Below are 22,963 nucleotides of genomic sequence, written 5' to 3' on the forward strand. Positions count from 1 at the left end.
TAAAACTGTGCACACTTTTAGTCCTTTCAGCGATAGTTTATGACAATAGGTAGTAACCTACAAATGAGGATTGTTATATTCAATGGAGTATGTTCTAATTATGGATAACCTAATAAAATAAGCACCTTCACTAGGGGAGCCGTTAACCGGCTGAGAGAAGCAATAAAGCTTTGACCCTTATGACCTGATCTGGATTATACCAGCGTAGGGAAGTGAAGCGAGTAGACAAATCCACGTGCATTTTTAAAAAAGCTCGCTCCTTCTCATCAGGAGCGGGCTTTTTCTGTTTTTTATAAATAATGGAGGTCTGGACGGCTCCCTTTCAGGAGCCTATTTAAGAGAGGAGCGTAGAAAGGTGAACAGTGTATTAAATGACTTACTGAACAAAGTAGAAGAAAGAGAAGATGAACTTCTCGAGCTTTTAGCAGATTTAGTGGCATATCCAACCTTGAGTCCGCCTGCCCGTAATTCTGAAAAAGCTCAGGAGTATGTTGCTCAACAACTAAGGGACCTGGATTTTGAAATTGATTCGTGGAATCTTTATCCAGGTGATCCCATTGTGGCAGGGACAAAGCAAGGATATAAACATAATCAAGCTCAAAGTCTCATCATTAACGGCCACCTTGACGTTGCCGCTATCGAAGAAAATGAACAGTGGGAAGAGGATCCGTTCATATGTACATTAAAGGAAGGAAGAGTATATGGACGTGGTACAGCAGACATGAAAGGAGGGATGGCGGGGGTTCTGTTTGCGATGAAAGTACTTTATGAGGCAGGGATTGAGCCGGAAGGAAACCTTTACTTCCAATCTGTTGTAGGGGAAGAGGTAGGAGAAGCTGGCACGAAATCCTGCTGTGAGAAAGGGTATCAAGCTGACTTAGCTTTGGTGGTCGACACAAGTGACTGCAGCATTCAAGGTCAGGGAGGAGTAATTACAGGGTGGATCACGATCGAAAGTCCGCAAGTCTTTCATGATGCCAGTCGAAGTTCTATGATCCACGCTGGCGGAGGTATGCAGGGCGCCAGTGCGATAGAGAAGATGATGAAGGTTATTTCTTCCTTACAAGAGCTGGAACGGCACTGGGCTGTAACGAAATCCAGTCCTGGTTTTCCTGCAGGCTCTAATACCATTAATCCTGCGGTCATTGAAGGGGGCCGGCATGCAGCTTTCATCGCCGACCGCTGCGAATTATGGATCACCGTCCATTACTATCCAGAAGAATATTATAAAGACGTGATCCGCGAGATAGAAGACCATATTAACCGTGCAGCTCAGGCTGACCTTTGGTTAAAAGATCATCCTCCTCAATTTTCATGGGGAGGGAAATCGATGATTGAGGACAAGGGAGAAATTTTTCCGGCATTTTCAGTAGACACCTTCCATTCTGGAGTTCAACTGCTGGCAGAAGCACACCAGCGAATACATGAAAAACCAGTCGAATATTCAATGTCCCCTACCGTAACAGACGGCGGGTGGTTAGCTGAATCTGGCATTCCGACGGTTTTATACGGACCTGGAGAGCTTAAAGAAGCACATGCAGTCAATGAGTCACTGGAGCGGGAACAGCTCCTGCAGTTTACGAAAACCATGATTACTTTTTTGTATGACTGGTTTCAGCAATCAGAAAGAAAGGATGATGAATAATGTTTACAGACCGACTCTATAAAAAGGTTCAGCCTATATGGGAACAGTATCTTGAACATCCGTTTGTTAAGGGAATTGGGGATGGGTCATTAGAACTTGAGAAGTTTAAGTTCTTTATGGAACAGGATTATTTATATTTAATCGACTATTGCCGTGTATTTGCATTGGGAAGCGTAAAAGCCACTCAGTTGGATACTATGACCATGTTTGCTGACTTACTGCATTCAACCTTGAATGAAGAAATGGAGCTGCACAGAAAATACGCGGAGAGAATTGGTATCAGCAGAGGAGATCTGGAAAACACAAAACCTTCTGCAACGCTTCTTGCTTATACCAGCTATATGTTGAACAAAGCCCAGCAGGGTTCTGAAGCCGAGGTTGCTGCCTGTGTGCTTGCCTGTGCATGGAGCTATAATGAAATAGGCTTAGCCCTGAACCAAAAAGAGGGAGCCAGTGAACATGAGTTCTATGGGGATTGGATTAAGATGTATGCTTCCGACGAATTTACAAAGCTCGCTGAAGATATGAAGCGGCTTATGAATCAACTTGCAGGTGATAAGCCCGAACGGGAAAAAGCCCGTCTTGAAGAAATCTTTATTCATACAAGTAAACTGGAATATTTGTTTTGGGAAATGGCCGATAAGAAAAAAATGTGGATAGAAGATTCGGTGCTTTTGGACAGTTGAAGGGTTCATTGATTCATGTTCAAATTAACAAAAGATGAACATTAATAATTATTTTCATTAAAATGTTCGTAAATTAACCCTGTTCCCCTTGATGTAACCTGTCGATAAACGCTAAAATTACTGTAAACCAATACGTTCAGAAGGAGTGGCGACATGATTGGAGCACCGAATCATAATTATTCAAAATCAATGATGCTTCTAGGGGCTGGAGAATTAGGAAAAGAAGTAGTAATCGAGGCCCAAAGGCTCGGAGTAGAAACGATTGCAGTAGATCGATATGAAGGGGCGCCTGCCATGCAGACGGCTCACCGTTTTCATGTCATTGATATGCTGGATGGTCAACAGCTGCGGGCGGTAATTGAACAGGAGAAGCCTGATTTGATCGTACCGGAGATTGAGGCTATTGCGACAGAAACACTTCTGGAATTAGAAGAGGAAGGCTATAATGTTATCCCTACTGCCTATGCTGCTCAACTTACTATGGATCGTGAAGGCATTAGACGGCTCGCGAATGAAAAGCTGGGGCTTCCAACAGCTGCATACGAGTTTGCCAATTCCTATGAGGAATTGAAAGAGGCTGTTGCTTCTATTGGAACTCCTTGTGTAATCAAACCGATTATGAGTTCTTCAGGGAAAGGGCAGAGTCTTTGCCGCACAGAAGCTGATATTGAGAATTCATGGGAGGAAGCTATCAGCAGTGGAAGAGGCAAAAGTACACGGGTTATTGTAGAAGAATTTATCCATTTTGATTCTGAAATCACGCTGCTGACTATCCGTTCTACTTCAGGCACGTTTTACTGTCCTCCGATCGGTCATCTTCAGCAGGGTGGAGATTATATTCAATCCTGGCAGCCGCATGCTATGAGTGAGGAACACATAAGACAAGCAGAACAGATCGCAAAGAAAGTTACGGATGAGATCGGAGGCTGCGGAGTATTTGGCGTTGAACTTTTTATTACATCTGATGGTGTTTACTTCAGTGAAGTATCACCCCGTCCACATGATACAGGGCTGGTGACCCTGGTAACTCAGGAGCTTTCGGAGTTTGCTCTGCATGTACGGGCCATTTTAGGTTTTCCGGTAGATCCCGTTCAACTCATCTCTGCGGGGGCAAGCCATGCTGTTAAATCTTCAGTTGAAAGCTATAACTATCAAATCACCGGAGTGGAAGAAGCTCTGGCTGAACCACGTACTCAAGTACGCATCTTTGGAAAACCTAATGCTAAAGAAGGACGGCGGATGGCTGTGGTGCTTAGCAAAGGTGAAAACGCGGATGCAGCATGCGAACAGGCAAAGGCTGCATCTTCTAAAATAAATGTAGAGAGTAAAGGTAACTAGAGAAGGCAGCCGGGCGCAATTTTAAAGACACAGATTGTGCCCGGTTTTTAATGATGTTAATGAGTTACATACTACCTTTTGAAGGGTAAATAAAAGTAGGAGGTAAATATAAAAGAATCTTAATTTTTTGCGATGATTATGTGGATTTTGTAGAAGAATATATGTGGAGAGAGTTATGTCATAATGCAAAGGAGATAGAATGATACAGAATAAAGAAATAGGTTGGAACTTGGATAATAGTTATTCCCGTCTCCCGGAGACTTTATTTGAACAGATTGAGCCTGCGCCGGTGAGTTCCCCAGGCCTCGTCATCTTTAATAACGAGCTGGCCGATTTTCTAGCGCTGGATGCGGATAAGCTGAAAAGTAAGGAAGGTTTAGATATTTTAGCGGGGAATAAGGTGCCTGAAGGTGCGAAGCCGATTGCCCAGGCTTATGCCGGTCATCAGTTTGGAAACTTTACAATACTTGGCGACGGACGGGCTGTGCTTCTAGGCGAGCAGGTTACGCCTTCTGGTAATCGATTTGATATTCAGCTTAAAGGTTCCGGCAGAACACCATTCTCGCGTGGAGGTGATGGGCGGGCGGCGCTGGGGCCGATGCTGCGCGAATATATCATCAGTGAAGCGATGCATGCGCTTCGTATTCCGACCAACCGGAGTCTCTCGGTTGTGACTACAGGAGAACCTCTTATGCGTGAAACCGAACTGCCGGGTGCTGTTTTGACCAGGGTGTCTTCCAGTCATCTGCGTATCGGTACGTTCGAGTATGTGGCAAGATGGGGCAGTGTAGAAGAGCTTAGAAAGCTTGCTGATTACGCAATTGAACGCCATTATCCTACTATTGAAGTCAACGAGGACCGCTACATTACCTTATTTGAAGAAGTGATTAAGCGGCAGGCTTCATTGATTGCTCAGTGGGAGCTGGTCGGTTTTATCCATGGAGTAATGAATACGGATAACATGACAATCAGCGGCGAAACGATTGACTATGGTCCGTGTGCGTTTATGGACGCTTATGATCCGAAAACGGTCTTTAGTTCTATTGATGTTCAAGGGCGCTATGCTTATCAGAATCAGCCTCCGATTGGACAATGGAATCTTGCCCGCTTTGCTGAAGCACTGTTACCGCTGCTCCATGACGAGCAGGAACAAGCGGTAGAGCTGGCAGTAGAGGTTCATGCCAAATATGAGAACCTGTACCACGCCTATTGGCTGTCAGGTATGAGAGAAAAACTAGGATTGCATAATGAAGAAGAGCAGGACGAACCGTTAATCGAAGATCTTCTTCGAATTATGGAAAAACACGCTGCTGACTTTACAAATACGTTCCGTGCTCTAACGTTAGATGAACCTGGGACAACCGCAATGAGCGGTACGACAGAGTTTAAACACTGGTATGAGCAATGGCAGGCCCGCCTTGGCCGTCAGGAAGAATCAAAATCCTCTGCCTATCAGCTCATGAAAGAATCGAACCCCGCCATTATTCCGCGGAATCACCGGGTGGAAGAGGCGCTCGAAGCGGCTGTAGCAAAAGAAGATTACAGCGTAATGGAGCGGTTAATGGATGCTCTTTCAGCTCCTTTTGCTTATTCGCCTGAACAAGATAAATATGCAGAACTGCCTGACCCCTCCTGCGGTCCTTACCGAACGTTCTGCGGAACTTAATTATAAAGCTGATTAGCCTGTCCAGGTACTTGGGACAGGCTAATTTAGAAATTAGTTCATTAAAGAAAGGAGGGGGACAGTCAGATTTGACCCTGATTATAAATAACTTATAGAAATACAAGGAGTGTTGGGAAGTTTTAGAAAAAACGGAGGCGGGTATTCTCCTTACACGATAGGATTTAATAAAGGAGAGGGAATAGTATGAGTAAAACGATCTTTATTACTGGCGCAGGTACTGGTTTGGGCAAAGGAACAGCGATCGGACTAGCTGAAAAAGGCCACCATGTAATCGCGGCTGTTGAAATTATTTCTCAGATTACAAGCCTGCGTGAGGCGGCTTCAGAAGCAGGCGTGGAATTGGAAGTTATTAAATTAGACATTACAAGCAAGCGTGATCAGCAGCTTATTGAAGAGTACGACTATGACGTGTTTGTTACTAATGCAGCTATAGGAGAAGGCGGACCGATTGCTGAAATTCCAGTAGACCGTGTTCGGGAAGTCTATGAAACCAATGTATTTAGTACACTGGAAAATGCGCAGATTGCAGCGAAGAAATTTGTAGAGAAGAAAAAAGGCAAAATTATCTTTCTCAGCTCTATTGTCGGCATCGTCGGGATGCCTTACCTTGGTGCTTACGTTTCCTCTAAACATGCGGTAGAAGCTATTGCGAAAACGATGAAGGCTGAGCTTGAAGAGTTTGGCGTGCAGGTGGCTACGATCAATCCAGGACCGTTTGAGACTGGGTTTAATGACCGGATGTTTGAAGAGAAACACAAATGGTATGACGAAAATAAAAACTTTACACCGAGAACTTCCATCGCTGAAACGGAAAAAATATTAGATGAGCAGTACGACCCTCAGGATATGATCAACAAGATGGTAGAAGTGATTGAAGCCGATCATCATGCTTTCCGTACAGCTTACCCGCAGGAAGCCGAAGACATGATGAAAGAGGAAGAAAAGAAGAATTGGGAAGAAAGAGTGTAACATGGTAAATCCCCCGGGTTGGACAGTGGATTGTCCTTTTCCGGGGGATGCTTTTTAATCCTTAGCTTTTGAAGCTTCTCGAATCTCATCCTCAATTAAAGACCATGCTTCTTCAGCCTTGACCTTTGGGCCCAGGTGTGTGAACGCATGGGTGCAGTTTTCAAATTCTTTGAACCGGATGGATACACCGGCTTCCTTTAACTTGTCTGCATATTTAACGGCTTCAGGGTTAAAAGCGTCATACTCACCTACTACTATAAGCGCTTGTGCGGCACCCTTCACATCGTCCGCCATTACTGGGGAGGCGAGGGGGTACTGTGCCTTTTCCTGATTTGGGACGTAACATTTGTTTAAGAAGTTAGCCACTTGAGGAAGTTTAGCCCTGTAAGGGTCCGGCTCAGGCTTATTTGCATGGGGAGTAACGAAATCGAGCATCGGATAACATAGAACCTGCAGCGTCGGCTGAGGTTCCTGTCGATTTTTTAATAATAAGCAGAGAGCTGCGGCGATATTAGCACCTGAGCTTTGACCGCCTACAGCCACTCTTTCCGGGTCGATGCCAAGAAAGCCGGCATGGGAACGGACCCATTGAATGATATCGTGCGCTTCCTCAACAGGAGCTGGAAAAGGGTATTCTGGAGCTTTGGCATAGTCAACATTAATGACCATACATCCTGTGTGGTTAGCTATCTGCCGGCAGTAAGGATCATCCATTTCTTTTTCATTCATAATAAAAGCGCCGCCGTGGAAGTTCATGTAGACGGGCAGCTTATCATCTGCTGCACCTAACGGGTAATAGCATGAAATATATGTATCTTTCACACTTGTTTCGATAATGATTTCCCGCTTGTCTTTTACCTGTTGATGGGAAACCATAGGAGCTTTCTTTTCCTGATTGGGTAAAAGTCTCAGCGTTTTTGCTAAGATATGTGTAAGCATGTACATCCCTCTTTTTTTCTTCATGTACCCTCTATTTTATCGTTGTAATCTGTGTAAGATGCTTTGGGTGCGGCTGATGTGGAGTAAAAGGAAAGAGAAAAGGGTACACCATTATCAATTACATATGTACGGATAGTCAATAAAGGAGGCGGGATCCTGATGTGGTTTGTGATTACGGCAGTGGGGATTACCCTGCTGCTTTTTTGGAAAAGGGTTTCTTTTCCTGTCGTGGAAGAGAAGAATGTATCCTCTTATTCGATTATAATCCCTGCACGCAATGAAGAAAATAACTTGAAGACGCTGCTTCCGTCGATTATATCCGGTGGGCATGAACAGGGGGAAGTGATCGTCGTAGATGATCATTCCGAAGATGGCACGCGGGAAGCAGCCGAGGCTTATGGGGTAAAGGTGATAAGCAATCCACCACTTCCTGAAGACTGGATGGGAAAATCATGGGCCTGCTATAACGGAGCTAAAGAAGCGACAGGCAAATCCCTACTATTTCTTGACGCCGATACGTGGTTCTCCACCAATGGTCCGAAAAAGCTTATCCGATACTTAGAAATGAAGGGGGAGGACGCTTTAATTACGGTCCATCCTTTCCATTTCATGCATTCTTTTTGGGAAAAGCTCTCAGCCGTTTTTCATTTAGTTGTATTTGCGTCTTCAGGTATTACAACCATTTTTAGAGATCAGGCAGGGACACGCGGAGGATTCGGTCCCTGCTTACTGGTCAATGCCAATACGTATTGGAATTTAGGCGGTCATCACCCTATCCGCAGTGAAGTGGTAGAACATCTCGCGATGGCAAGGCGGGCGGAAGCAAACGGAGTGAGGACTTATGCGTTCAGCGGCAGGAACGTTGTTAACATGCGTATGTATGCAGCCAGCTTTAAAGCCGTCGCAGAAGGATGGTCAAAAAGCTTTGCCTCAGGAGCTAAAACAGCTTCACCCCTGATGACACTTGCGAATATAGCATGGATCTCAGTCGTTATTTCATATATTGTTAACATTCAGGGAACAGGATGGTGGGGAGTCATCGGCTATTTGTTTCTTGCTTTTTGGCTGAATCGAATTCTGAAGGATATAGGAAATTTCAGCTTCTATGATGCCCTGTTATTTCCTTTGCACTTTATCTTTTTTGCCTTAATTTTTGCTTATTCCCTGCTGAAAACTTTTCTATTTAAACAGTCAACCTGGAAGGGACGGGAAATAACCGGGAAGAAGAAAAAAGAAAAGCCTCGGTCTTAACTCTAATCTGGCTGAACAGTCATATTTTTTATTGAAACGTAATAGGGTAAGAATGTTAGTATCGAGAATTTCTGGGTATAAGTAATTAAAGAGGGCACGTTTTATTTCGTAGACTTCTATAAGAAGCAGTTGAAAATAAGTCGAAGCTCTTATATCATTATGTCTATAGAGTGTCCGAGATATGATTTCCGTAGAGGAGTGAACAAATGTTAAAGGAAACAGACTTTCCCACAGAAGAACTCAAAAAACAATGGATTAAGGTACGGAATAAGAAACTTGAAGAGATGGCTCAATACTTCAGACCATATTTTCATCTTACTAAGGTAAGAGAAAACAAAAGCAGCTACGAGGTGCAGGGATATTTTTATCAGCCGGGATTTGGTGAAGTGAAAATGGCCTTTGAATTTAGTTACGAGAATGTAGCTAAATATACTGACTTATTTGATGATCCTATTGAAACACCAAAATAATTTATTCAGTAAACCCAGCTGAAATTTTTTCAGTTGGGTTTATTTTTTTCAGTATTTTATTATATCTGACTGCTTGGGACAGGGGGGTGAAACCAAGGGTTTTTGAAGATTATTTCGACTTCCTTGGTTACTCAATTTACCGTCACTTAAAATAAGTTAAAGAATGCGCTGTGTCCTCCTGTACAATGAGATTACAAGATTATGATGGCAGGAGATGGTTTAGATTTGAATATAATAGGGTGGATGATTGTTGCATGCGAAATCGGATTTTGGATAGTCATCGGGTTAGGTTTAGTAATGAGATACGTGTTCAACCAGAAGAAGCTGGGGTTGTTTCTGTTAGCGTTAACTCCTGTCATTGATTTGGTTTTGCTCGTGACAACCACTGTAGATCTATACCATGGGTCGACGGCAACGATGGCTCATGCGATTGCTGCTGTCTATATAGGTGTATCCATTGCTTTTGGTAAAAGCATGATCGAATGGGCGGATGTACGTTTTCAATACTATATTACAAAGCAGGGGCCCCGACCGACGAAACGGACAGGTATGGATTATGCGAAACACTATTTGAAAAGCTGGGGGCAGCATGTTTTGGCTTACGTCATCGGAGCAGTTCTCCTGATCATACTCATTTACTTTGTTAGTGAGCCTGCCCAGACCGAGGCCTTAGAAGGTGCGCTTCGTCTTTGGACGGTTGTCCTCGTTATTGATTTATTAATTGCCATCAGTAACTTTATTTGGCCGAAAAAGGCAGGAAGGAAATCAATATAATGTATAAAAAGGATCCTCAGGCTGTCGAAACAGGCTAGGACGGATGTAGACAAGTTATCTCATGGTTCCTTCATTAAAACCTAAAGAAAAGGAACTGGAAAAAGCGCCACTTTTAGCCTGACGAGGCTTGCCGTACGCATACGGAAAGTGAGTCGTTTCCTAAACCCTTCCCTATTGGTCAAGCAAGGAATGGTTAAACTTTTGTGATAAAAGTGAAAACGATGGTTTCTCAACAAACTAAGGATCCAAAGCTGGCTGAGCTTTGGATCCTGTCTTTAAATCACTATAATATGCCTCAATTACCTCAATAATCGTGCCAAGTGTCTGCTCTTTAAAAGAGTCGGGTACAGATGTGCCGCCCGGGTTGCTGTAATAGTAAGCTCCAATTTCCTTATTGTAGGAAAAGCCGATCTCTTCTAAAGCCTTCTGAAGTGCATCTGGTAATTCGTTCAATCCGGTTTCTTGAGTAAAGTATTCGGTGGGATAAACCCAGACATCGACATCTGTTAATCCTGTGTGAACAACAAAAAGATCTTGATCATATTGTGAAATCCATTGATTCTTAGAGAAAAGTGATACGCCGGATCCTTCAAGATGTGAGATCCCATCAAGGTTAATACCGAATATCTCATTGACCAATGCACGTATTTCATCACCGTTTACCTTTCCGTCGAGGGTCTGCATATAAAGATTCATGACTTCTGCTTTTGAAAGGTTATTAATGTAGCTGTGATCGACTTCTTTCGGATTTAGTGATTGTTTGACTCCTTCAATAATGTTGTCTGGATAGCCGTTTGAATTCCCTGCATCTAAATCTGACACAGCATTTAGGTCTATGTTATATACTTGATTGATTATCTTTCGTACCTTTTCAGGAGGCACTTTCTCTTCAAAATGGTCTAGGTAGCTGTCCATGATTTCAACTTTCGGCATTTCATTGATCGTTTTTAAAGCGTCTTCAATAGGAAGAGACCCTTTTGTTTTTTCTCTTAAGGTTTTATAGACACCTTCGATAATTTCAGCGGTGTACTTAAGATCTTCCTGTTGTTTAAGCTGTTGTTTCCAGCTCATCACTTCAGCATCTTGAGAAGGTGCACAGACAGCAGCTCCTGTCATAACCATAGATAAAAGCACTGAAGCCACGATTTGTTTTTTCAAGTATTTAAACAATAGACTCATCATTTAACCTCCACTTCATTAGTAGATTTCTTTACAAGAAAGTATGCTCTACCATTTAGTATCGGTCAAATTCATTCACTTTTCAGGGTGGCCTTTAAGTGAAAAGGAGCTTAAATGAAGAAAGACAGTGCGAAATAGCCTGCTGCGGCAGTTCCAGCGGCAATTAATGCCGGCTTAAGCTTGAATTTAGCATACTCAATCGTATTTAAGTTTAAAATTCCAGCAGAAGTGTTGGTATCGTCGCTGAGTGGAGAAGAGAAGGCTCCGAACGTCCCACTTGCAAATACGGCTCCAATTGTAATCGGTAATGAACTGCCCGCTGTTACGGCAATGGAGAGAGCAACAGGCATGAGGATTCCCCACGTGCCCCACGCTGAGCCGATGAAGTAGGAAAGTCCGCATCCTACAACAAAGATGACGACGGCTACATAATTTTCAGGAATCCAGTCAAACCATTTGGATATTGCATCAGCAAACTCCAGTGCCTCTGTTCCTTTACTTAACCCCCACACCATCGCAAGCAGTAAAATAACATTCATCATATCATTACCGCCATCGATCAATCCGTCCATCATCTTCTTGAGGTGTTCTTTTTTAATTTTTAAGTAAACAACAAACCAGACAATAGTGACAACAACTGCTAACACCATAGCATCTAATACACCATCGTTAATTAACGCTCCAATCCCTGATTTTCCTTCTTCAACGCCTACCGCATACATAAAGACAAAGGTGAGAAGAATCACACTGAAGAGAGGAATAATTAAGTTCCACGGTTTAGCTGGAAGATCCTGCATCACGGCGGGGTGACAGTCTTCCCAGCGGTCATCTTCCTCATCCTTTGTTTCCTCGGGAGTCTTTTCTTTATCGTTTGCAGGCTTTCCTTTGTGGAAGAAGCTTAAATAAAACCCTAAAATCAGCATGGCAAAAGCGAAGAAGTTATAAGGAATACTTTGAAGGAAAAGCGTATAGGCATCTCCTTCGGTACCAGCTTGATGGAGAGACAGATCCACTACTGAAGTCATGTACCCTACAAAAGCAGTGGCGACTGGTATTAAAACAACCAGAGGAGTTGCTGTTGTTTCAATAACGAAGGCCAGCTCCTGCTTGGCCATCGGGATTTTCTTTCGCATTGCTTTCATAACAGGACCAATTGTTACGATACGGAAGCTTGGAGCAGCAAATGTACCGACAGAAGAGACCCAGGTCAGTATAAATGCACCGCGTTTATTTTCAATTCGTTCTGTGGCTGCTTTAACAAATCCTTTAATCCCGCCTGACATACGGACTAATCCAATTAAAGCAGAAAAAGCATATAAAAAAATAATAATCTTTAAATTACTTTCGTCAGATAAACCTTCCATAATAAATTGAAGGGTTTTGATCATTCCATTTAACCAGTGAGGATCTACTAAATACCCGGCAACTACTACACCGAATAATAAACTGGGAATAACCTGTTTTGTCCATATTGCAGCTGCGATTACAACAATAAAAGGAATGACCGAAATAAATTCCATGCTGCCACCTCTTCCATAGCTCATTTACTTCATTAGCTTGAGTGAAGAGGGACAATAGTATTCATTAGATTATGAAAAAAGCCGGAGAGGAACTATGATATAAGGTCAGGAAACTTTTCTGCAATTTTTTTTAGAAAAAAAGGTTGTAAAACGCTTTCATAAAATTTATACTTAACTAAATCGATTTACTAAACCGATTTAGTAAAAATCCTGAAGACAGATTTGAGGTTGTAAAATGATGAGAACTGTGACGATGGCAGATGTGGCTAAGCATGCAAATGTCTCCAAAAGTACTGTTTCGCAATATTTAAATAAACGCTATGACTACATGGGTGAAAAAACAAAGCTGAGAATTGAGGAAGCCATCAAAGAGCTCGGCTATCAGCCTAATATTGTAGCAAGGAGCCTGAAACAGAAATCCACGAAAACAATTGGTGTAATCGTGGCTAATATACTTCACACTTTTTCTACTGAAGTAAGCAGAGCCATTGAAGATGTATGCCAGCTAGCCGACTTCCACACGATCATTTGTAACGCTGATGATGATCCGGCGAAAGAAAAGAAGTACATTGAAATGTTGAGAGCTAAACAGGTTGACGGGTTAATTATTTTTCCAACAGGAAATAACCGCGATTTATATAAAAGAATGCTCGACGAGAAGTATCCAGTCGTATTCCTGGACCGCCCTGTCCCGGATATATCCGTCTCATCAGTCATGTTGAATAATGAAAAAGCTTCTGAAATCGCGGTAAATCATTTTTATGAGAAAGGGCACCGGCGAATTGCAATGATAACGGCTTCAATTGCTGAGAATGTATCCCCGAGAGTAGAGAGAATCGACGGCTTTAAAAAAGCTCTCCGCGCTTTGAATCTTGTGGTTATAGAAGAATATGTGAAAAGTGTTCAGCCGGATGAGGTGAAGGAGGCGCTGAGAGAGATGTGGCGGGCCGGCGAACCTCCTGAGGCGATATTAGCTGGGAACGATCGTGTGTTGAAAGAGATTTTAACGTTCGTCAAAGAGAATGGCCTGTCTATCCCGGCTGACCTCTCAATCATCGGAATTGATGATGTGCCTTACGCGGATTTCTACAATCCCCCTTTAACAACAGTCGCACAGCCTACTTTTCAAATGGGTAAAACGGCAGCTGAGGTGCTGCTTGATAAAATTCATAAAAAGGAGCCGGAGGATGACAGACCGGATGACCGGTTTGATCCGGAGTTAATCATACGTGCTTCAGTGTTAGAGAAAGGAGGAGTTTAATCATGAATAGAGATGTCATCACGATTGGGGATGCAATGGTCACCTTTAATCCTTCCCGCCAGGGGCCGATGCGTTTTGCTTCATCATTTGAACGGAAAGCAGGAGGCGCTGAATTTAACTTTGCTATAGGGTGTGCCCGGCTCGGTTTACAGACAGGGTGGATCAGCCGCTTAGGAAACGATGAATTTGGTAAATTTATTCGAAATTTTGCTCGCGGGGAAGGAATTGACGTAACGGATGTAAAATTACTCGACGGCTATCCAACATCGTTAAACTTCAAGGAAATTAACGAGGACGGAAGCGGGAGGACCTTTTACTATAGAGAGAATTCACCCACTCAGGAGTTAACGGAACAGTCTCTTACCGAAGAAACCTTCGCTCAGTGTAAACTTCTTCATATTAGTGGGGTTTTTGCAGCTATTGATCCAGATAAAAACATTCCTTTGTTAAAGAGAGCAGCTGTTCTCGCCAGAAACGCCGGGGCTGTCGTTTCACTCGACCCTAACATTCGGTTAAAGCTGTGGGATAAGCATCAAGCTAAAGCAAAAATTACTGAGCTGCTAAGTTATGTAGATGTGCTGCTCACTGGTGATGAAGAAGCTGACTTGTTGTTTGGCACAAATGAAATTAAAGAAGTAATAGAGATTTGTACAACCTTTGGGATTTCAACGATGGCTATGAAAAAAGGAGAATACGGAGCTGCGGCATATCATGAAGGTCAAACAATTGAAATGGCAGCGGTTCTCCCAGGTAAAGTAGTCGATACAGTAGGAGCAGGTGATGGGTTTGATGCAGGATTTATTTATGGTCTGCTCAAGCAGTGGCCGCTTAAACGTATTCTGCACATGGCCAATACGATAGGTTCAATGGTTGTTAGTGTCACGGGGGACAATGAAGGTTTACCGGAGCTTGAGGATGTTCTGGTGAAGCTTGGAGAAAAAGAGTTAATTGAGAGGTGAGAGCATGAATCTTCAAATTGCGCTGGACCGGCTTACTGATGAAGAATGCATGACGATATTAAGTGAAACGAATGAATATGTGGACTGGATTGAAATTGGGACGGGTGTAATTAAAGAGTATGGAATGTCAATAGTACGAAGGGTAAGAGATCACTATCCAGACGCAGTGATTGTGGCTGATATGAAAACGTGTGATGCAGGAGCGCATGAAGCTGCACAGGTGTTTGAAGCGGGAGCAGATATTACAACAGTAATGGCCTTTGCTGCTGATCAAACGATTAAAGATATGGTCCAGAAAGCAAAAGAGTGTAGCGGAAGGATAATGGTTGATTTACTTAATGTAGCCGATTCGGGGAGGGTGACGGAGCTTCATACTTTAGGTATAGACCTGGTGAGCCTTCATTTTGGCAAAGACATGCAGCAAAACAATGAAATGGATCAGTCTTTATTTGAACTTGTTAAGGATTCTCGCCATTTAGAAGTAGCGGTTGCAGGAGGGATTAATCTTCAATCGTTACCCGCTATACTTTCTCATCAGCCTGACACAGTAATTGCGGGCAGCGCCATTACAAAAGCGAAAGATCATAAAGAAGCAGCAAAAAAAATGAAGGAGGTCATCCAATCTTATGAAACAAACAATACACACCGTTAGTTATGAAGTTAGCCAGGTGCTGGCTGGTATAGACGAGGAGCAGGCGGTCAGAGCGGCCCGGTCAATTGAAGAGGCAGGTAGAATTTTTGTAACAGGAGAAGGGCGCTCCGGATTAATGGGAAAAGCTTTCGCTATGAGGCTGATGCATGCCGGTTACGAGGTTTACGTAACCGGAGAAACTATCACCCCGAGTATTCAGGAGGGAGATTTACTGCTGGCTATATCTGGTTCAGGTTCCACATCTTCTATATGTCAATTTGCAGAAAAAGCTAAGCAGCAAGGGGCTGTGATTACAGCAGTGACAACAAATAAGGACTCTCTATTAGCAGAAGTCAGTGATCATATGGTTATTGTACCGGCAGCTACGAAGAAAAGACTTCCTGAAGAGCCGGATACGATTCAGCCTCTGGGGAATCAGTTCGACCAATCTCTGCATTTACTTTTAGATGCCATTATTATTTATGCCGTAGATCAATCAAAGAAAACAGACAATGAAGAAATGACCGGCCGTCACGCCAATCTCGAATAGGAGGAATCCATTTATGAATCAAATCTTACAGCAGGCAAAAGTCATTCCCGTCGTACGAAAAGCGAACGTAGATAACATACTCCCGATAGCTGAAGCTTTAGAAACTGGAGGCATAAATGTTATCGAAATTACTGCCGAAACTCCTGACGTTGAAGAATTGATTAAACAAGTACGAAACAGCAGTTTAGACATTTTAGTAGGAGCTGGAACGGTGTTAGACGCAGAAACAGCAAAGGCGGTTATTGCTGCCGGCGCCCAGTTTATTGTTTCCCCGACATTAAATAAGGAAGCGATCCGTCTGGCTAACCGCTATGGTATTCCCTTTATCAGCGGGGCGCTGACACCTACTGAGGTGTTAACGGCTTATGAAGCAGGAGCAGCTATGGTCAAAATCTTTCCTGCAGGCTCAATGGGACCTGATTATATTAAAAACATTCGGGGTCCGCTCCCGCATATTCCAATTATGGCCACAGGAGGAATTCATTTAGAGAACATGAATGAATACTTTCAAGCGGGGGCCGGGGCTGTAGGTGTCGGCAGTCAGCTTGTATCAGCAGATCAGTTAACTTCGGGTGAGGATTACCGCAGATTAACAACAGAAGCGGAACGTTATATTCGTAAGGCTCAATAATTTTTATCATTCTATGAAAGCGTGTTCAAAACAGCGCAGGAGGGAGCATATATGAAAAACGCAGTGTGGTGGATTATTATCTTAGCATTTCTCGTTCTTAGCGGATGCAGCGATGCTGCAGGAGGCCAGGAGGATGATGGAAAGATTAAGATTGTTGCCGCTCATAACCAAACATCTCCAGACAACCCTTATCAATTCGGAATGGAAGAGTTTAAACGTGTGGCAGAAGAAGAATCAAACGGGGACATTGAAGTCGAAGTACATGCCGGAACACTGGGAACAAGTGAATCAGAATTGATAGAAAAACTGAAGCTCGGTGGAGCGGACCTTGTACTTGTATCGCCCGGATTTATGTCTCAAACAGGGATCAGGGAGATTGATCTGTTCGCCATGCCTTACATGTTTGAAGACTATGAGCACTGGCAGCAGGTAGTTGACGGTGAAGTCGGAGAAGAAGTAGCTCAGTCGATTCAGGAGAAATCTGACGGTGATTTTAAAATGATGGGTTATTGGAGCGCGGGCGTACGTCACTACTATGGTGGAGAGCCTTTAGAATCAATCGACGACCTGGAAGGGATGAAATACCGTACACAAACCTCCGGTGCTATAGCGGAATATTGGGAAGCAGCCGGGGCAGTCCCTACGAATGTGTCCTGGGGAGAACTGTACCAGGGATTACAGCAGGGGATAGTGGATTCATCTGAAAACTCTTACCCTTATTTCGTGCAGCAAAATCACCATAAAACGAAGAACGGAAAATATATTACCGAAACCGCACATGACTACACGACACGCTTCTTACTCATGAATGGAAATAAGTTTGATGAATATACCGATGAACAGCAAGAAATTGTATTAAAAGCGGCAGACGCAGCTGTAGAAGAAGAAAGAGAAGTGGATATGGAACAAGAAAAAGAATATAAGCAGCAGGCCATTGATGATGGGGCTGAAGTCAATGAGATTGATCGGGAGCCTTTCATTGAATTAGCTGAACCTTATCAAGAAAAATTAGCGGAAGATATCGGATCTAATGCGGTTCATCTACTAGAGGAAATCAGGAGTTTAAAAGAGGAATGAGAGTAGTCTTAAAAAACTTTTGAGAAGGAGGAGAGCAGATTGTTTATTAAACTGCTGGAACGTACTCAATTAGCTGTAGGAATACTATTTCTTATTGTATTCTTCGTCACTATTGTCATTCAAGTAGTAACTAGATTTATGGGTGTTTCCGCTATTTGGACGGAAGAGGTTGCTACTTATTCATTTATTTGGTCTATCTTTATGGGCACAGCAGTCATGCTTAATAAGAGAGATCACTTTCAGTTTGATCTGCTGCTGAACAAGCTGAAGGGGAAGAAGAAAAAAACACTTTACCTCATAAACGACACAATTCTTTTACTCTTCAGTATTGCCTTGTTTATTCTTGGCAGTACTGTGGTAGAAAGCTTCTGGAATTTCAGGTGGGAGTCGCTGCCCGAGATGAAAATGGGATATGTCTGGCTTTCTATCCCGACAATGGCGGGCACAATGATTATTTACACCCTGGCTCATATGCTAAATAACGTCAAAACATTTAATAGAGAGGAGTCTGCTCAATGATCGGCCTGCTATTGCTGGGATTGTTTATACTATTGATGATTATTGGGATTCCAATCGCTTTTGTTATTGGAATTGTAGCCTTACTCGGTTTTATGAACATCCCTTATACACCAGAAGCTTTAATGCCCGTTAAAATGTTAAATGGCTTAGACTCTTTTGTATTATTATCAGTTCCTTTATTTATTTTGGCCGCCAACCTTATGAACAGCGGACAAATTTCTCAGAAGCTTATTGATTTTGCCCTTTCTATCGTTGGCCACATAAGAGGTGGTCTGGCTCATGCCAACATTTTAGTTTCGATGTTGTTTGCTGGAATTTCCGGTGCTGCTCAAGCTGATACCGCAGGTGTAGGTAAGATTCTTATTCCCAATATGAAAAAACAAGGATATGATAACGCCACGGCTGTGGGAGTCACAGCTGCTTCCTCGACCATAGGGGTTATTATCCCGCCGAGTATTCCAATGATTATTTTTGCAGGATTAACAAATGTATCAGTAGGGGCATTATTTTTGGTCGGAATCATTCCCGGGGCATTGATCGGCTTGGGAATGATGGTACTGGTTTACATTCTGGCTAAGAAAAGGAATTACCCTGTTTATCAAAGAGCATCTCTAAGTAATTTTATTAAACAGTTCATCGACGTATTGCCGGCACTTTTTACTCCTATTATTTTAATAGGGGGCGTCGTTTCGGGAGTATTTACGGCCACTGAAGCAGCGGCCTTCGCCTCGATTTACACTGTAATAATCGGAATGTTCTACTATAAAACTTTGAAAATTAAGCATTTCCCAAAAATTTTAGTGGATACGCTTACACTGAGCTCGCTGTCATTGTTTGCGCTCGCAGCAGCAAATGCTCTTGGGGAATTGATGAGTTACTACCAATTAGCCTCATGGACGGAACAATTTTTTGCAAGCTCAGTCGACAGCAAGTGGGTTTTTATTCTGATCATTATTGCTTTCTTCCTTTTTGTAGGAACGTTTATGGATGCAATACCCGCGATGATTCTCTTTGTTCCGGTGATTTTACCGGTAGCTGAGAGCTTTGGGGTTGATCCTCTTCTTCTGGGGATTATCACCATTATGACGCTGGCCGTTGGTTTAGTTACCCCTCCTTACGGTTTATGCCTGCTGCTGGCTGCGAAAATAGGTAAGATGCCAATTGAACGTTCATTTGGTGCAGTAATGCCTTATATAGCCATCGTATTAGTCGTTTTAGCTGTCATATCATTCATACCTGGAGTAGCTTTCTACATTCCAGAGATGTTGAGCCCGGATATGTTTTAAATAAGAGGAGCCAGGAGTACTTAAACTCCTGGCTCTAAGGGTATTGAGAAACCATCGATTTCTCTTTTATTTCAAAAGTGTACATATTTCTCTCATCATCAAGGAAAGGATTTTTGAAAATTACTTAAGGCAGAATAAGGCTCTCCTTCACCCAGCCAGCTCCATTTGTCTGGATGGAGGGAAGTCTATTTCATGTTCCGGCAGGCGTGACTGTTCGAACTTTCATGACGGCCTAATTTATTGATCAGGGTAATCACAGTATTCAATAATCGTTCCTTCGGTGTCCACAGGGTTTAAATATATTAACCTTCTGCCATGCTTGTTTGTGCGCCGCGTATCTTCCATAACGCGAATTCCCTGGTTCTTTAAATCGCTGACGGCCAATTCTAAATCTTCTACCCGGTAGGCGATATGGTGCACTCCTTTACCTTTCTGCTTGATAAAGCGGGCAATAGGGGACGTTGTATTATTCGTCGGGCACAGCAGTTCCGTCCGCTCTCCATCTACGTCCATAATGGCAATTTCGCTTTCAACGCCCGGAGCCTCACTGCGATAACGATCAATCATAACCGCTCCAAGAATGTTTGTATAAAAATTAACCGCTTCATCCAGATGACGAACCGCAACTCCGATATGGTCAAGTGTTTTCTTCATAATATTGAATGCTCCTCTATATATGGTGGACTTATTTTATCATATATAGCTCACCTGTGATAATATAAAAAGGTATCATTTTCCAATTAATGCACAGGGGATGCTGACTATGTTTAAGGTACTGTTATTAACTGCGGGTCTGATTGGCATTTATACATTAATTAAAGAAGAAAAACCAACATTGAGGTATTCAGTCATGACGTATTTTGTACTTCTGACTATTATTTTTACAGTTGGTCATTTTTATATTTCATCCAGCTATAATTTAAGCAGTCGACCATTAGAAGGCGGTTTTTCAGCATTATTTGACTGGGTAGCTGCATTTAAGTACTTTTTTGTCCTGCCTTTAATAATGCTTTTCGTTTTTAAGTTATATAAATGGCCGCTACAATCAACTAACACACCAGTTGTGAAAGGTATCTTATTGTGGCGGCGGTTACATTTCCTTATTTATGTTCGTTCTTATATTTTACGGTTTCGCTCCATAAAAAAGGATTTTCAGACCTAATGACGAATAAAGTTATGAAGGACTACATTTAGAAGAGGAGGGAGTCTTATGGCTTTCCTTGAACGAACTGTTATTGTAAAAAAACCTCTAGAAGAAGTATTTGATACTGCTGCTGATTTTACTAAAAGTCCTGAAATTATGGACGCTGTTGTAGAAGTCCAGCCTTTAACAGAGGGACCTGTACGCAAGGGATATCAATTTAAGGAAGTGCGGGAAATTAGAGGAAGAAAGGCAGCTTCCACCATTGAAATTACCGATTTTGAGCAAAATAAATATTTTACAGCAAGCAGTGAGCAGAATGGACTGGATCTGCGCTATCATTATAAATTCGTAGAAACAACAGAAGGAACGAAGATTGAGTTTAAAGGAGAGCTCTTTACGCAAGGGATTCGAAATAAACTGGCTCAGCCTCTAATCAAGAAAATTATTAAAAAAGAAGATGAAAATCATTTAGATAATTTAAAGCAATACCTTGAGAAGGACAGCAGTAGCGCATAGTAAACGAGAAATGTTATAATCTAAGAAAGATAAAGTTCGGGTACAAGGTTCTGCCGATAAGCAGGCCTTTTTTTATCGCCTGAGACGAAGGAGATGCAAGCACCTATGACACATTCCAATCTGCCTGAATGGATGCAGGCGATGCAGCCGTTTACGAAAGAAGCTTGGACAGCCTCACAATTTGAAAAACCAACAACGATCCAGAACAAAACGATCCCTTTGATTACTGAAGGTATAGATGTCATCGCAGAAGCCCCGACAGGCAGTGGTAAAACCCTTGCCTATTTACTTCCAATGCTTGAGAGTATTGATACGTCCAAAAAACATACTCAAGTTTTAATTCTGGCTTCTTCCCACGAACTGGTGATGCAGATTCATTCAGAGGTCCAGCTGTGGTCGAAGGGGAGTGGTGTACAAAGCACCACTCTTATCGGCGGGGCCAACGTGAAACGTCAAATGGAGAAATTGAAAAAGAAACCACAGTTGGTTATCGGCACTCCTGGAAGAGTGTATGAACTAATGCAAAAGAAAAAGCTAAAGGCCCATGAAATTAAGACCATTGTGTTAGATGAAGCGGATCAACTTCTTGTGCCTGAGCATATAAAGACGGTACAAGACATTATCAAGAGCACACTGAAGGAACGGCAGATTCTGCTCTTTTCCGCTACTCTCCCTAAAGAGATCGAAAAAACAGCCCTCGATTACATGGGTTCACCAGAAATTGTCCGTGTGAAGGAAGAAGCTCAAAAGCCGGAAGTAGAACATTTTTACATTTCTTGTGAAGATCGTGAAAAAGTGGAGCTCTTACGAAAATTGATTCACCTTGATCATTTTAAAGGACTTGCATTCATGCGGGATATTGGCAACTTGAACGTATATGCTGAGAAACTGCGTTATAAAGGAATTGACCTTGCTGTTTTACACAGTGACGCGAAAAAAGAACAGCGGGCAAAAGCTCTAAAAGGATATCGTACGGGTGAATATCAACTATTGCTGGCGACTGATGTAGCTGCTCGTGGAATTGATATTCAGGATATTAACTATATCGTGAATTTTGACGTCCCAAAAGATTTCACTTCATATATTCATCGAGCAGGAAGAACCGCAAGAGTGGGGTCGTCTTCAGGAATAGTAATTTCTCTCGTTAATCCTGTCGAAGAAAAACGCTTAAAGAAAATTGCACGTGATCATGATTTTACTTTAACAAAAGCTTCAATTATAAAAGGTCAACTTCAATATCGTTAATGGCGTCAGGGCTCCCTATATGAAATAGGGAGCCTCAGCTTGTAGAGAAACCCTGTGTTTTACTACAAGCTTTTTTTGTGCGCCCGTGCGGACAAATACCACTCGATTTTCGCTGACGAACGCCCGAGCCTCCTCGTGAAAACTCCACTGCGGGGTCTCGGATCGCCCGTTTTTCCGCAGGAGTCTCCTGGTATTTGACCGCCCTTCACCAAAAAAGACTCTCCTTCACCTAACTCACCTTAGTTAGGTGAAGGGCAATCTTTTTCATGTTCTGGCAGGCAGCCGTCAGTAACGCCTGCTCTCGAACTTTTTCGAGGATAAAGGAGAAATCTATGTATTAGTCAATCTTACGGAGTAAGTGATTTTCCGGGACAAGCTCTTCAATCGTTACGATTTCCATTTCATTTTGTCGTTCTTTTCTGGACTGAAACTAAAGATCACCGCCTAAACAGATTCTTATCTATAGGATAACAAATGAACGTGGTGAAAAATAAAAGAAATCAAAAAAATCAGGCTGTCGAGACTTTCTCGACAGTCTGGGGCTCCCTAAATGAAATAGGGAGCCTGTTAAGTTTTAAAAAAGGTGATGTAAGGGAATAGTTGTAATACTTGGTGACATTCCCAACAGTTTTTATCATAAAATAAATGAAAGTCCTCTAGACGTAAACCACTTAAGGTGAAATACTAAA

23 protein-coding genes and 1 riboswitch are annotated in these 22,963 nt (G+C 42.6%); of the genes, 19 read left to right on the plus strand and 4 right to left on the minus strand.

Annotated elements, in window-relative coordinates; genetic code table 11:
- Positions 1-122: 122 nt before the first annotated feature.
- A riboswitch (TPP riboswitch) is annotated at positions 123-228 on the plus strand.
- A 127-nt stretch (positions 229-355) separates the two neighbouring features.
- The 5 genes from LF822_RS10415 (at position 356) to LF822_RS10435 (ending at position 6,322) form a co-directional block, all read left to right on the plus strand.
- The gene (locus LF822_RS10415; protein WP_253923963.1) at positions 356-1,645 is read left to right on the plus strand and encodes an acetylornithine deacetylase; all 1,290 of its coding nucleotides are present in this window, start codon (positions 356-358) and stop codon (positions 1,643-1,645) included.
- Positions 1,645-2,331, plus strand: a complete 687-nt coding sequence (gene tenA, locus LF822_RS10420) for a thiaminase II (protein ID WP_253923964.1) — start codon at positions 1,645-1,647, stop codon at positions 2,329-2,331. Before LF822_RS10415 ends, tenA begins: the two co-directional genes overlap by 1 nt.
- A 153-nt stretch (positions 2,332-2,484) precedes the next feature.
- Positions 2,485-3,669 carry a formate-dependent phosphoribosylglycinamide formyltransferase gene (purT, locus tag LF822_RS10425; RefSeq protein ID WP_253923965.1) on the plus strand — a complete coding sequence of 395 codons (1,185 nt, stop codon included), beginning with the start codon at positions 2,485-2,487 and terminating at the stop codon, positions 3,667-3,669.
- Positions 3,670-3,868: 199 nt separating this feature from the next.
- Positions 3,869-5,335 carry a protein adenylyltransferase SelO gene (locus LF822_RS10430; protein WP_253923966.1) on the plus strand — a complete coding sequence of 489 codons (1,467 nt, stop codon included), beginning with the start codon at positions 3,869-3,871 and terminating at the stop codon, positions 5,333-5,335.
- A gap of 201 nt (positions 5,336-5,536) precedes the next feature.
- A complete protein-coding gene (locus tag LF822_RS10435; protein WP_253923967.1) occupies positions 5,537-6,322 on the plus strand; it encodes an SDR family oxidoreductase in 786 nt (261 codons plus the stop codon).
- Between the two features lie 54 nt (positions 6,323-6,376).
- Here the strand turns inward: LF822_RS10435 and LF822_RS10440 are convergent, their stop codons facing one another.
- The gene (locus tag LF822_RS10440) at positions 6,377-7,261 is read right to left on the minus strand and encodes an alpha/beta hydrolase (protein ID WP_253923968.1); all 885 of its coding nucleotides are present in this window, start codon (positions 7,259-7,261) and stop codon (positions 6,377-6,379) included.
- Between the two features lie 159 nt (positions 7,262-7,420).
- Between LF822_RS10440 and LF822_RS10445 the strand changes: the two genes are divergently transcribed.
- From LF822_RS10445 to LF822_RS10455, 3 genes are all read left to right on the plus strand, one after another.
- Positions 7,421-8,512 (plus strand): glycosyltransferase family 2 protein, encoded by a 1,092-nt coding sequence (locus LF822_RS10445; RefSeq protein WP_253923969.1) that lies wholly within the window; start codon positions 7,421-7,423, stop codon positions 8,510-8,512.
- A 206-nt stretch (positions 8,513-8,718) separates the two neighbouring features.
- A complete protein-coding gene (locus LF822_RS10450; protein ID WP_253923970.1) occupies positions 8,719-8,982 on the plus strand; it encodes a hypothetical protein in 264 nt (87 codons plus the stop codon).
- A 225-nt stretch (positions 8,983-9,207) separates the two neighbouring features.
- Positions 9,208-9,756, plus strand: coding sequence for a hypothetical protein (locus tag LF822_RS10455; RefSeq protein ID WP_253924260.1), 549 nt, complete (start codon positions 9,208-9,210; stop codon positions 9,754-9,756).
- A 237-nt stretch (positions 9,757-9,993) separates the two neighbouring features.
- Here the strand turns inward: LF822_RS10455 and LF822_RS10460 are convergent, their stop codons facing one another.
- A complete protein-coding gene (locus LF822_RS10460; RefSeq protein WP_253923971.1) occupies positions 9,994-10,935 on the minus strand; it encodes a hypothetical protein in 942 nt (313 codons plus the stop codon).
- 110 nt (positions 10,936-11,045) lie between these two features.
- Positions 11,046-12,455, minus strand: coding sequence for a Na+/H+ antiporter NhaC family protein (locus LF822_RS10465; protein WP_253923972.1), 1,410 nt, complete (start codon positions 12,453-12,455; stop codon positions 11,046-11,048).
- A gap of 238 nt (positions 12,456-12,693) precedes the next feature.
- Here LF822_RS10465 and LF822_RS10470 point away from each other — a divergent pair, with 238 nt between their 5' ends.
- The 8 genes from LF822_RS10470 to LF822_RS10505 are packed head-to-tail and all read left to right on the plus strand — an operon-like array spanning position 12,694 to position 19,369.
- Positions 12,694-13,716, plus strand: a complete 1,023-nt coding sequence (locus LF822_RS10470) for a LacI family DNA-binding transcriptional regulator (protein WP_253924261.1) — start codon at positions 12,694-12,696, stop codon at positions 13,714-13,716.
- Between the two features lie 2 nt (positions 13,717-13,718).
- A complete protein-coding gene (locus LF822_RS10475; protein WP_253923973.1) occupies positions 13,719-14,675 on the plus strand; it encodes a sugar kinase in 957 nt (318 codons plus the stop codon).
- A 4-nt stretch (positions 14,676-14,679) separates the two neighbouring features.
- Positions 14,680-15,327 (plus strand): 3-hexulose-6-phosphate synthase, encoded by a 648-nt coding sequence (gene hxlA, locus LF822_RS10480; protein WP_253923974.1) that lies wholly within the window; start codon positions 14,680-14,682, stop codon positions 15,325-15,327.
- Entirely contained in the window at positions 15,302-15,856 is a 555-nt protein-coding gene (gene hxlB, locus LF822_RS10485) for a 6-phospho-3-hexuloisomerase (protein WP_253923975.1), read from the plus strand. Before hxlA ends, hxlB begins: the two co-directional genes overlap by 26 nt.
- Before the next feature lie 13 nt (positions 15,857-15,869).
- Positions 15,870-16,487 carry a bifunctional 4-hydroxy-2-oxoglutarate aldolase/2-dehydro-3-deoxy-phosphogluconate aldolase gene (locus LF822_RS10490; RefSeq protein ID WP_253923976.1) on the plus strand — a complete coding sequence of 206 codons (618 nt, stop codon included), beginning with the start codon at positions 15,870-15,872 and terminating at the stop codon, positions 16,485-16,487.
- A gap of 51 nt (positions 16,488-16,538) precedes the next feature.
- On the plus strand, positions 16,539-17,564 hold the full coding sequence (locus LF822_RS10495) for a TRAP transporter substrate-binding protein (RefSeq protein WP_253923977.1): 1,026 nt from the start codon (positions 16,539-16,541) through the stop codon (positions 17,562-17,564).
- Between the two features lie 39 nt (positions 17,565-17,603).
- On the plus strand, positions 17,604-18,083 hold the full coding sequence (locus LF822_RS10500; protein ID WP_253923978.1) for a TRAP transporter small permease: 480 nt from the start codon (positions 17,604-17,606) through the stop codon (positions 18,081-18,083).
- On the plus strand, positions 18,080-19,369 hold the full coding sequence (locus LF822_RS10505; RefSeq protein ID WP_253923979.1) for a TRAP transporter large permease: 1,290 nt from the start codon (positions 18,080-18,082) through the stop codon (positions 19,367-19,369). The genes LF822_RS10500 and LF822_RS10505 overlap by 4 nt, the downstream gene beginning before the upstream one ends.
- 237 nt (positions 19,370-19,606) lie before the next feature.
- Here the strand turns inward: LF822_RS10505 and LF822_RS10510 are convergent, their stop codons facing one another.
- Complete coding sequence (locus LF822_RS10510) at positions 19,607-20,023, minus strand: VOC family protein (protein WP_253923980.1); 417 nt, start codon at positions 20,021-20,023, stop codon at positions 19,607-19,609.
- A gap of 109 nt (positions 20,024-20,132) precedes the next feature.
- On the opposite strand from LF822_RS10510, the gene LF822_RS10515 reads away from it, so the two are divergent.
- The 3 genes from LF822_RS10515 to LF822_RS10525 all read left to right on the plus strand — a co-directional run bounded on the left by LF822_RS10515 (position 20,133) and on the right by LF822_RS10525 (position 22,274).
- Positions 20,133-20,531 carry a hypothetical protein gene (locus tag LF822_RS10515; RefSeq protein ID WP_253923981.1) on the plus strand — a complete coding sequence of 133 codons (399 nt, stop codon included), beginning with the start codon at positions 20,133-20,135 and terminating at the stop codon, positions 20,529-20,531.
- Between the two features lie 48 nt (positions 20,532-20,579).
- The gene (locus LF822_RS10520; RefSeq protein WP_253923982.1) at positions 20,580-21,029 is read left to right on the plus strand and encodes an SRPBCC family protein; all 450 of its coding nucleotides are present in this window, start codon (positions 20,580-20,582) and stop codon (positions 21,027-21,029) included.
- 105 nt (positions 21,030-21,134) lie between these two features.
- Complete coding sequence (locus LF822_RS10525; protein ID WP_253923983.1) at positions 21,135-22,274, plus strand: DEAD/DEAH box helicase; 1,140 nt, start codon at positions 21,135-21,137, stop codon at positions 22,272-22,274.
- Positions 22,275-22,963 lie beyond the last annotated feature (689 nt).

Source organism: Halobacillus sp. A5, from assembly GCF_024189315.1.
GTDB lineage: Bacteria > Bacillota > Bacilli > Bacillales > Halobacillaceae > Halobacillus_A.

Excerpts from the sequence above, each read along its gene's own strand:
- LF822_RS10495 (WP_253923977.1), top strand. The coding sequence starts at position 16,539 with ATGAAAAACGCAGTGTGGTGGATTATTATCTTAGCATTTCTCGTTCTT.
- LF822_RS10450 (WP_253923970.1), top strand. The coding sequence starts at position 8,719 with ATGTTAAAGGAAACAGACTTTCCCACAGAAGAACTCAAAAAACAATGG.
- LF822_RS10510 (WP_253923980.1), bottom strand. The coding sequence starts at position 20,023 with ATGAAGAAAACACTTGACCATATCGGAGTTGCGGTTCGTCATCTGGAT.
- purT (WP_253923965.1), top strand. The coding sequence starts at position 2,485 with ATGATTGGAGCACCGAATCATAATTATTCAAAATCAATGATGCTTCTA.
- LF822_RS10515 (WP_253923981.1), top strand. The coding sequence starts at position 20,133 with ATGTTTAAGGTACTGTTATTAACTGCGGGTCTGATTGGCATTTATACA.
- LF822_RS10505 (WP_253923979.1), top strand. The coding sequence starts at position 18,080 with ATGATCGGCCTGCTATTGCTGGGATTGTTTATACTATTGATGATTATT.
- LF822_RS10460 (WP_253923971.1), bottom strand. The coding sequence starts at position 10,935 with ATGAGTCTATTGTTTAAATACTTGAAAAAACAAATCGTGGCTTCAGTG.
- LF822_RS10430 (WP_253923966.1), top strand. The coding sequence starts at position 3,869 with ATGATACAGAATAAAGAAATAGGTTGGAACTTGGATAATAGTTATTCC.
- hxlA (WP_253923974.1), top strand. The coding sequence starts at position 14,680 with ATGAATCTTCAAATTGCGCTGGACCGGCTTACTGATGAAGAATGCATG.
- tenA (WP_253923964.1), top strand. The coding sequence starts at position 1,645 with ATGTTTACAGACCGACTCTATAAAAAGGTTCAGCCTATATGGGAACAG.
- LF822_RS10435 (WP_253923967.1), top strand. The coding sequence starts at position 5,537 with ATGAGTAAAACGATCTTTATTACTGGCGCAGGTACTGGTTTGGGCAAA.
- LF822_RS10445 (WP_253923969.1), top strand. The coding sequence starts at position 7,421 with ATGTGGTTTGTGATTACGGCAGTGGGGATTACCCTGCTGCTTTTTTGG.
- LF822_RS10475 (WP_253923973.1), top strand. The coding sequence starts at position 13,719 with ATGAATAGAGATGTCATCACGATTGGGGATGCAATGGTCACCTTTAAT.
- LF822_RS10465 (WP_253923972.1), bottom strand. The coding sequence starts at position 12,455 with ATGGAATTTATTTCGGTCATTCCTTTTATTGTTGTAATCGCAGCTGCA.
- LF822_RS10525 (WP_253923983.1), top strand. The coding sequence starts at position 21,135 with ATGACACATTCCAATCTGCCTGAATGGATGCAGGCGATGCAGCCGTTT.
- LF822_RS10520 (WP_253923982.1), top strand. The coding sequence starts at position 20,580 with ATGGCTTTCCTTGAACGAACTGTTATTGTAAAAAAACCTCTAGAAGAA.
- LF822_RS10490 (WP_253923976.1), top strand. The coding sequence starts at position 15,870 with ATGAATCAAATCTTACAGCAGGCAAAAGTCATTCCCGTCGTACGAAAA.
- LF822_RS10440 (WP_253923968.1), bottom strand. The coding sequence starts at position 7,261 with ATGCTTACACATATCTTAGCAAAAACGCTGAGACTTTTACCCAATCAG.
- LF822_RS10470 (WP_253924261.1), top strand. The coding sequence starts at position 12,694 with ATGAGAACTGTGACGATGGCAGATGTGGCTAAGCATGCAAATGTCTCC.
- hxlB (WP_253923975.1), top strand. The coding sequence starts at position 15,302 with ATGAAACAAACAATACACACCGTTAGTTATGAAGTTAGCCAGGTGCTG.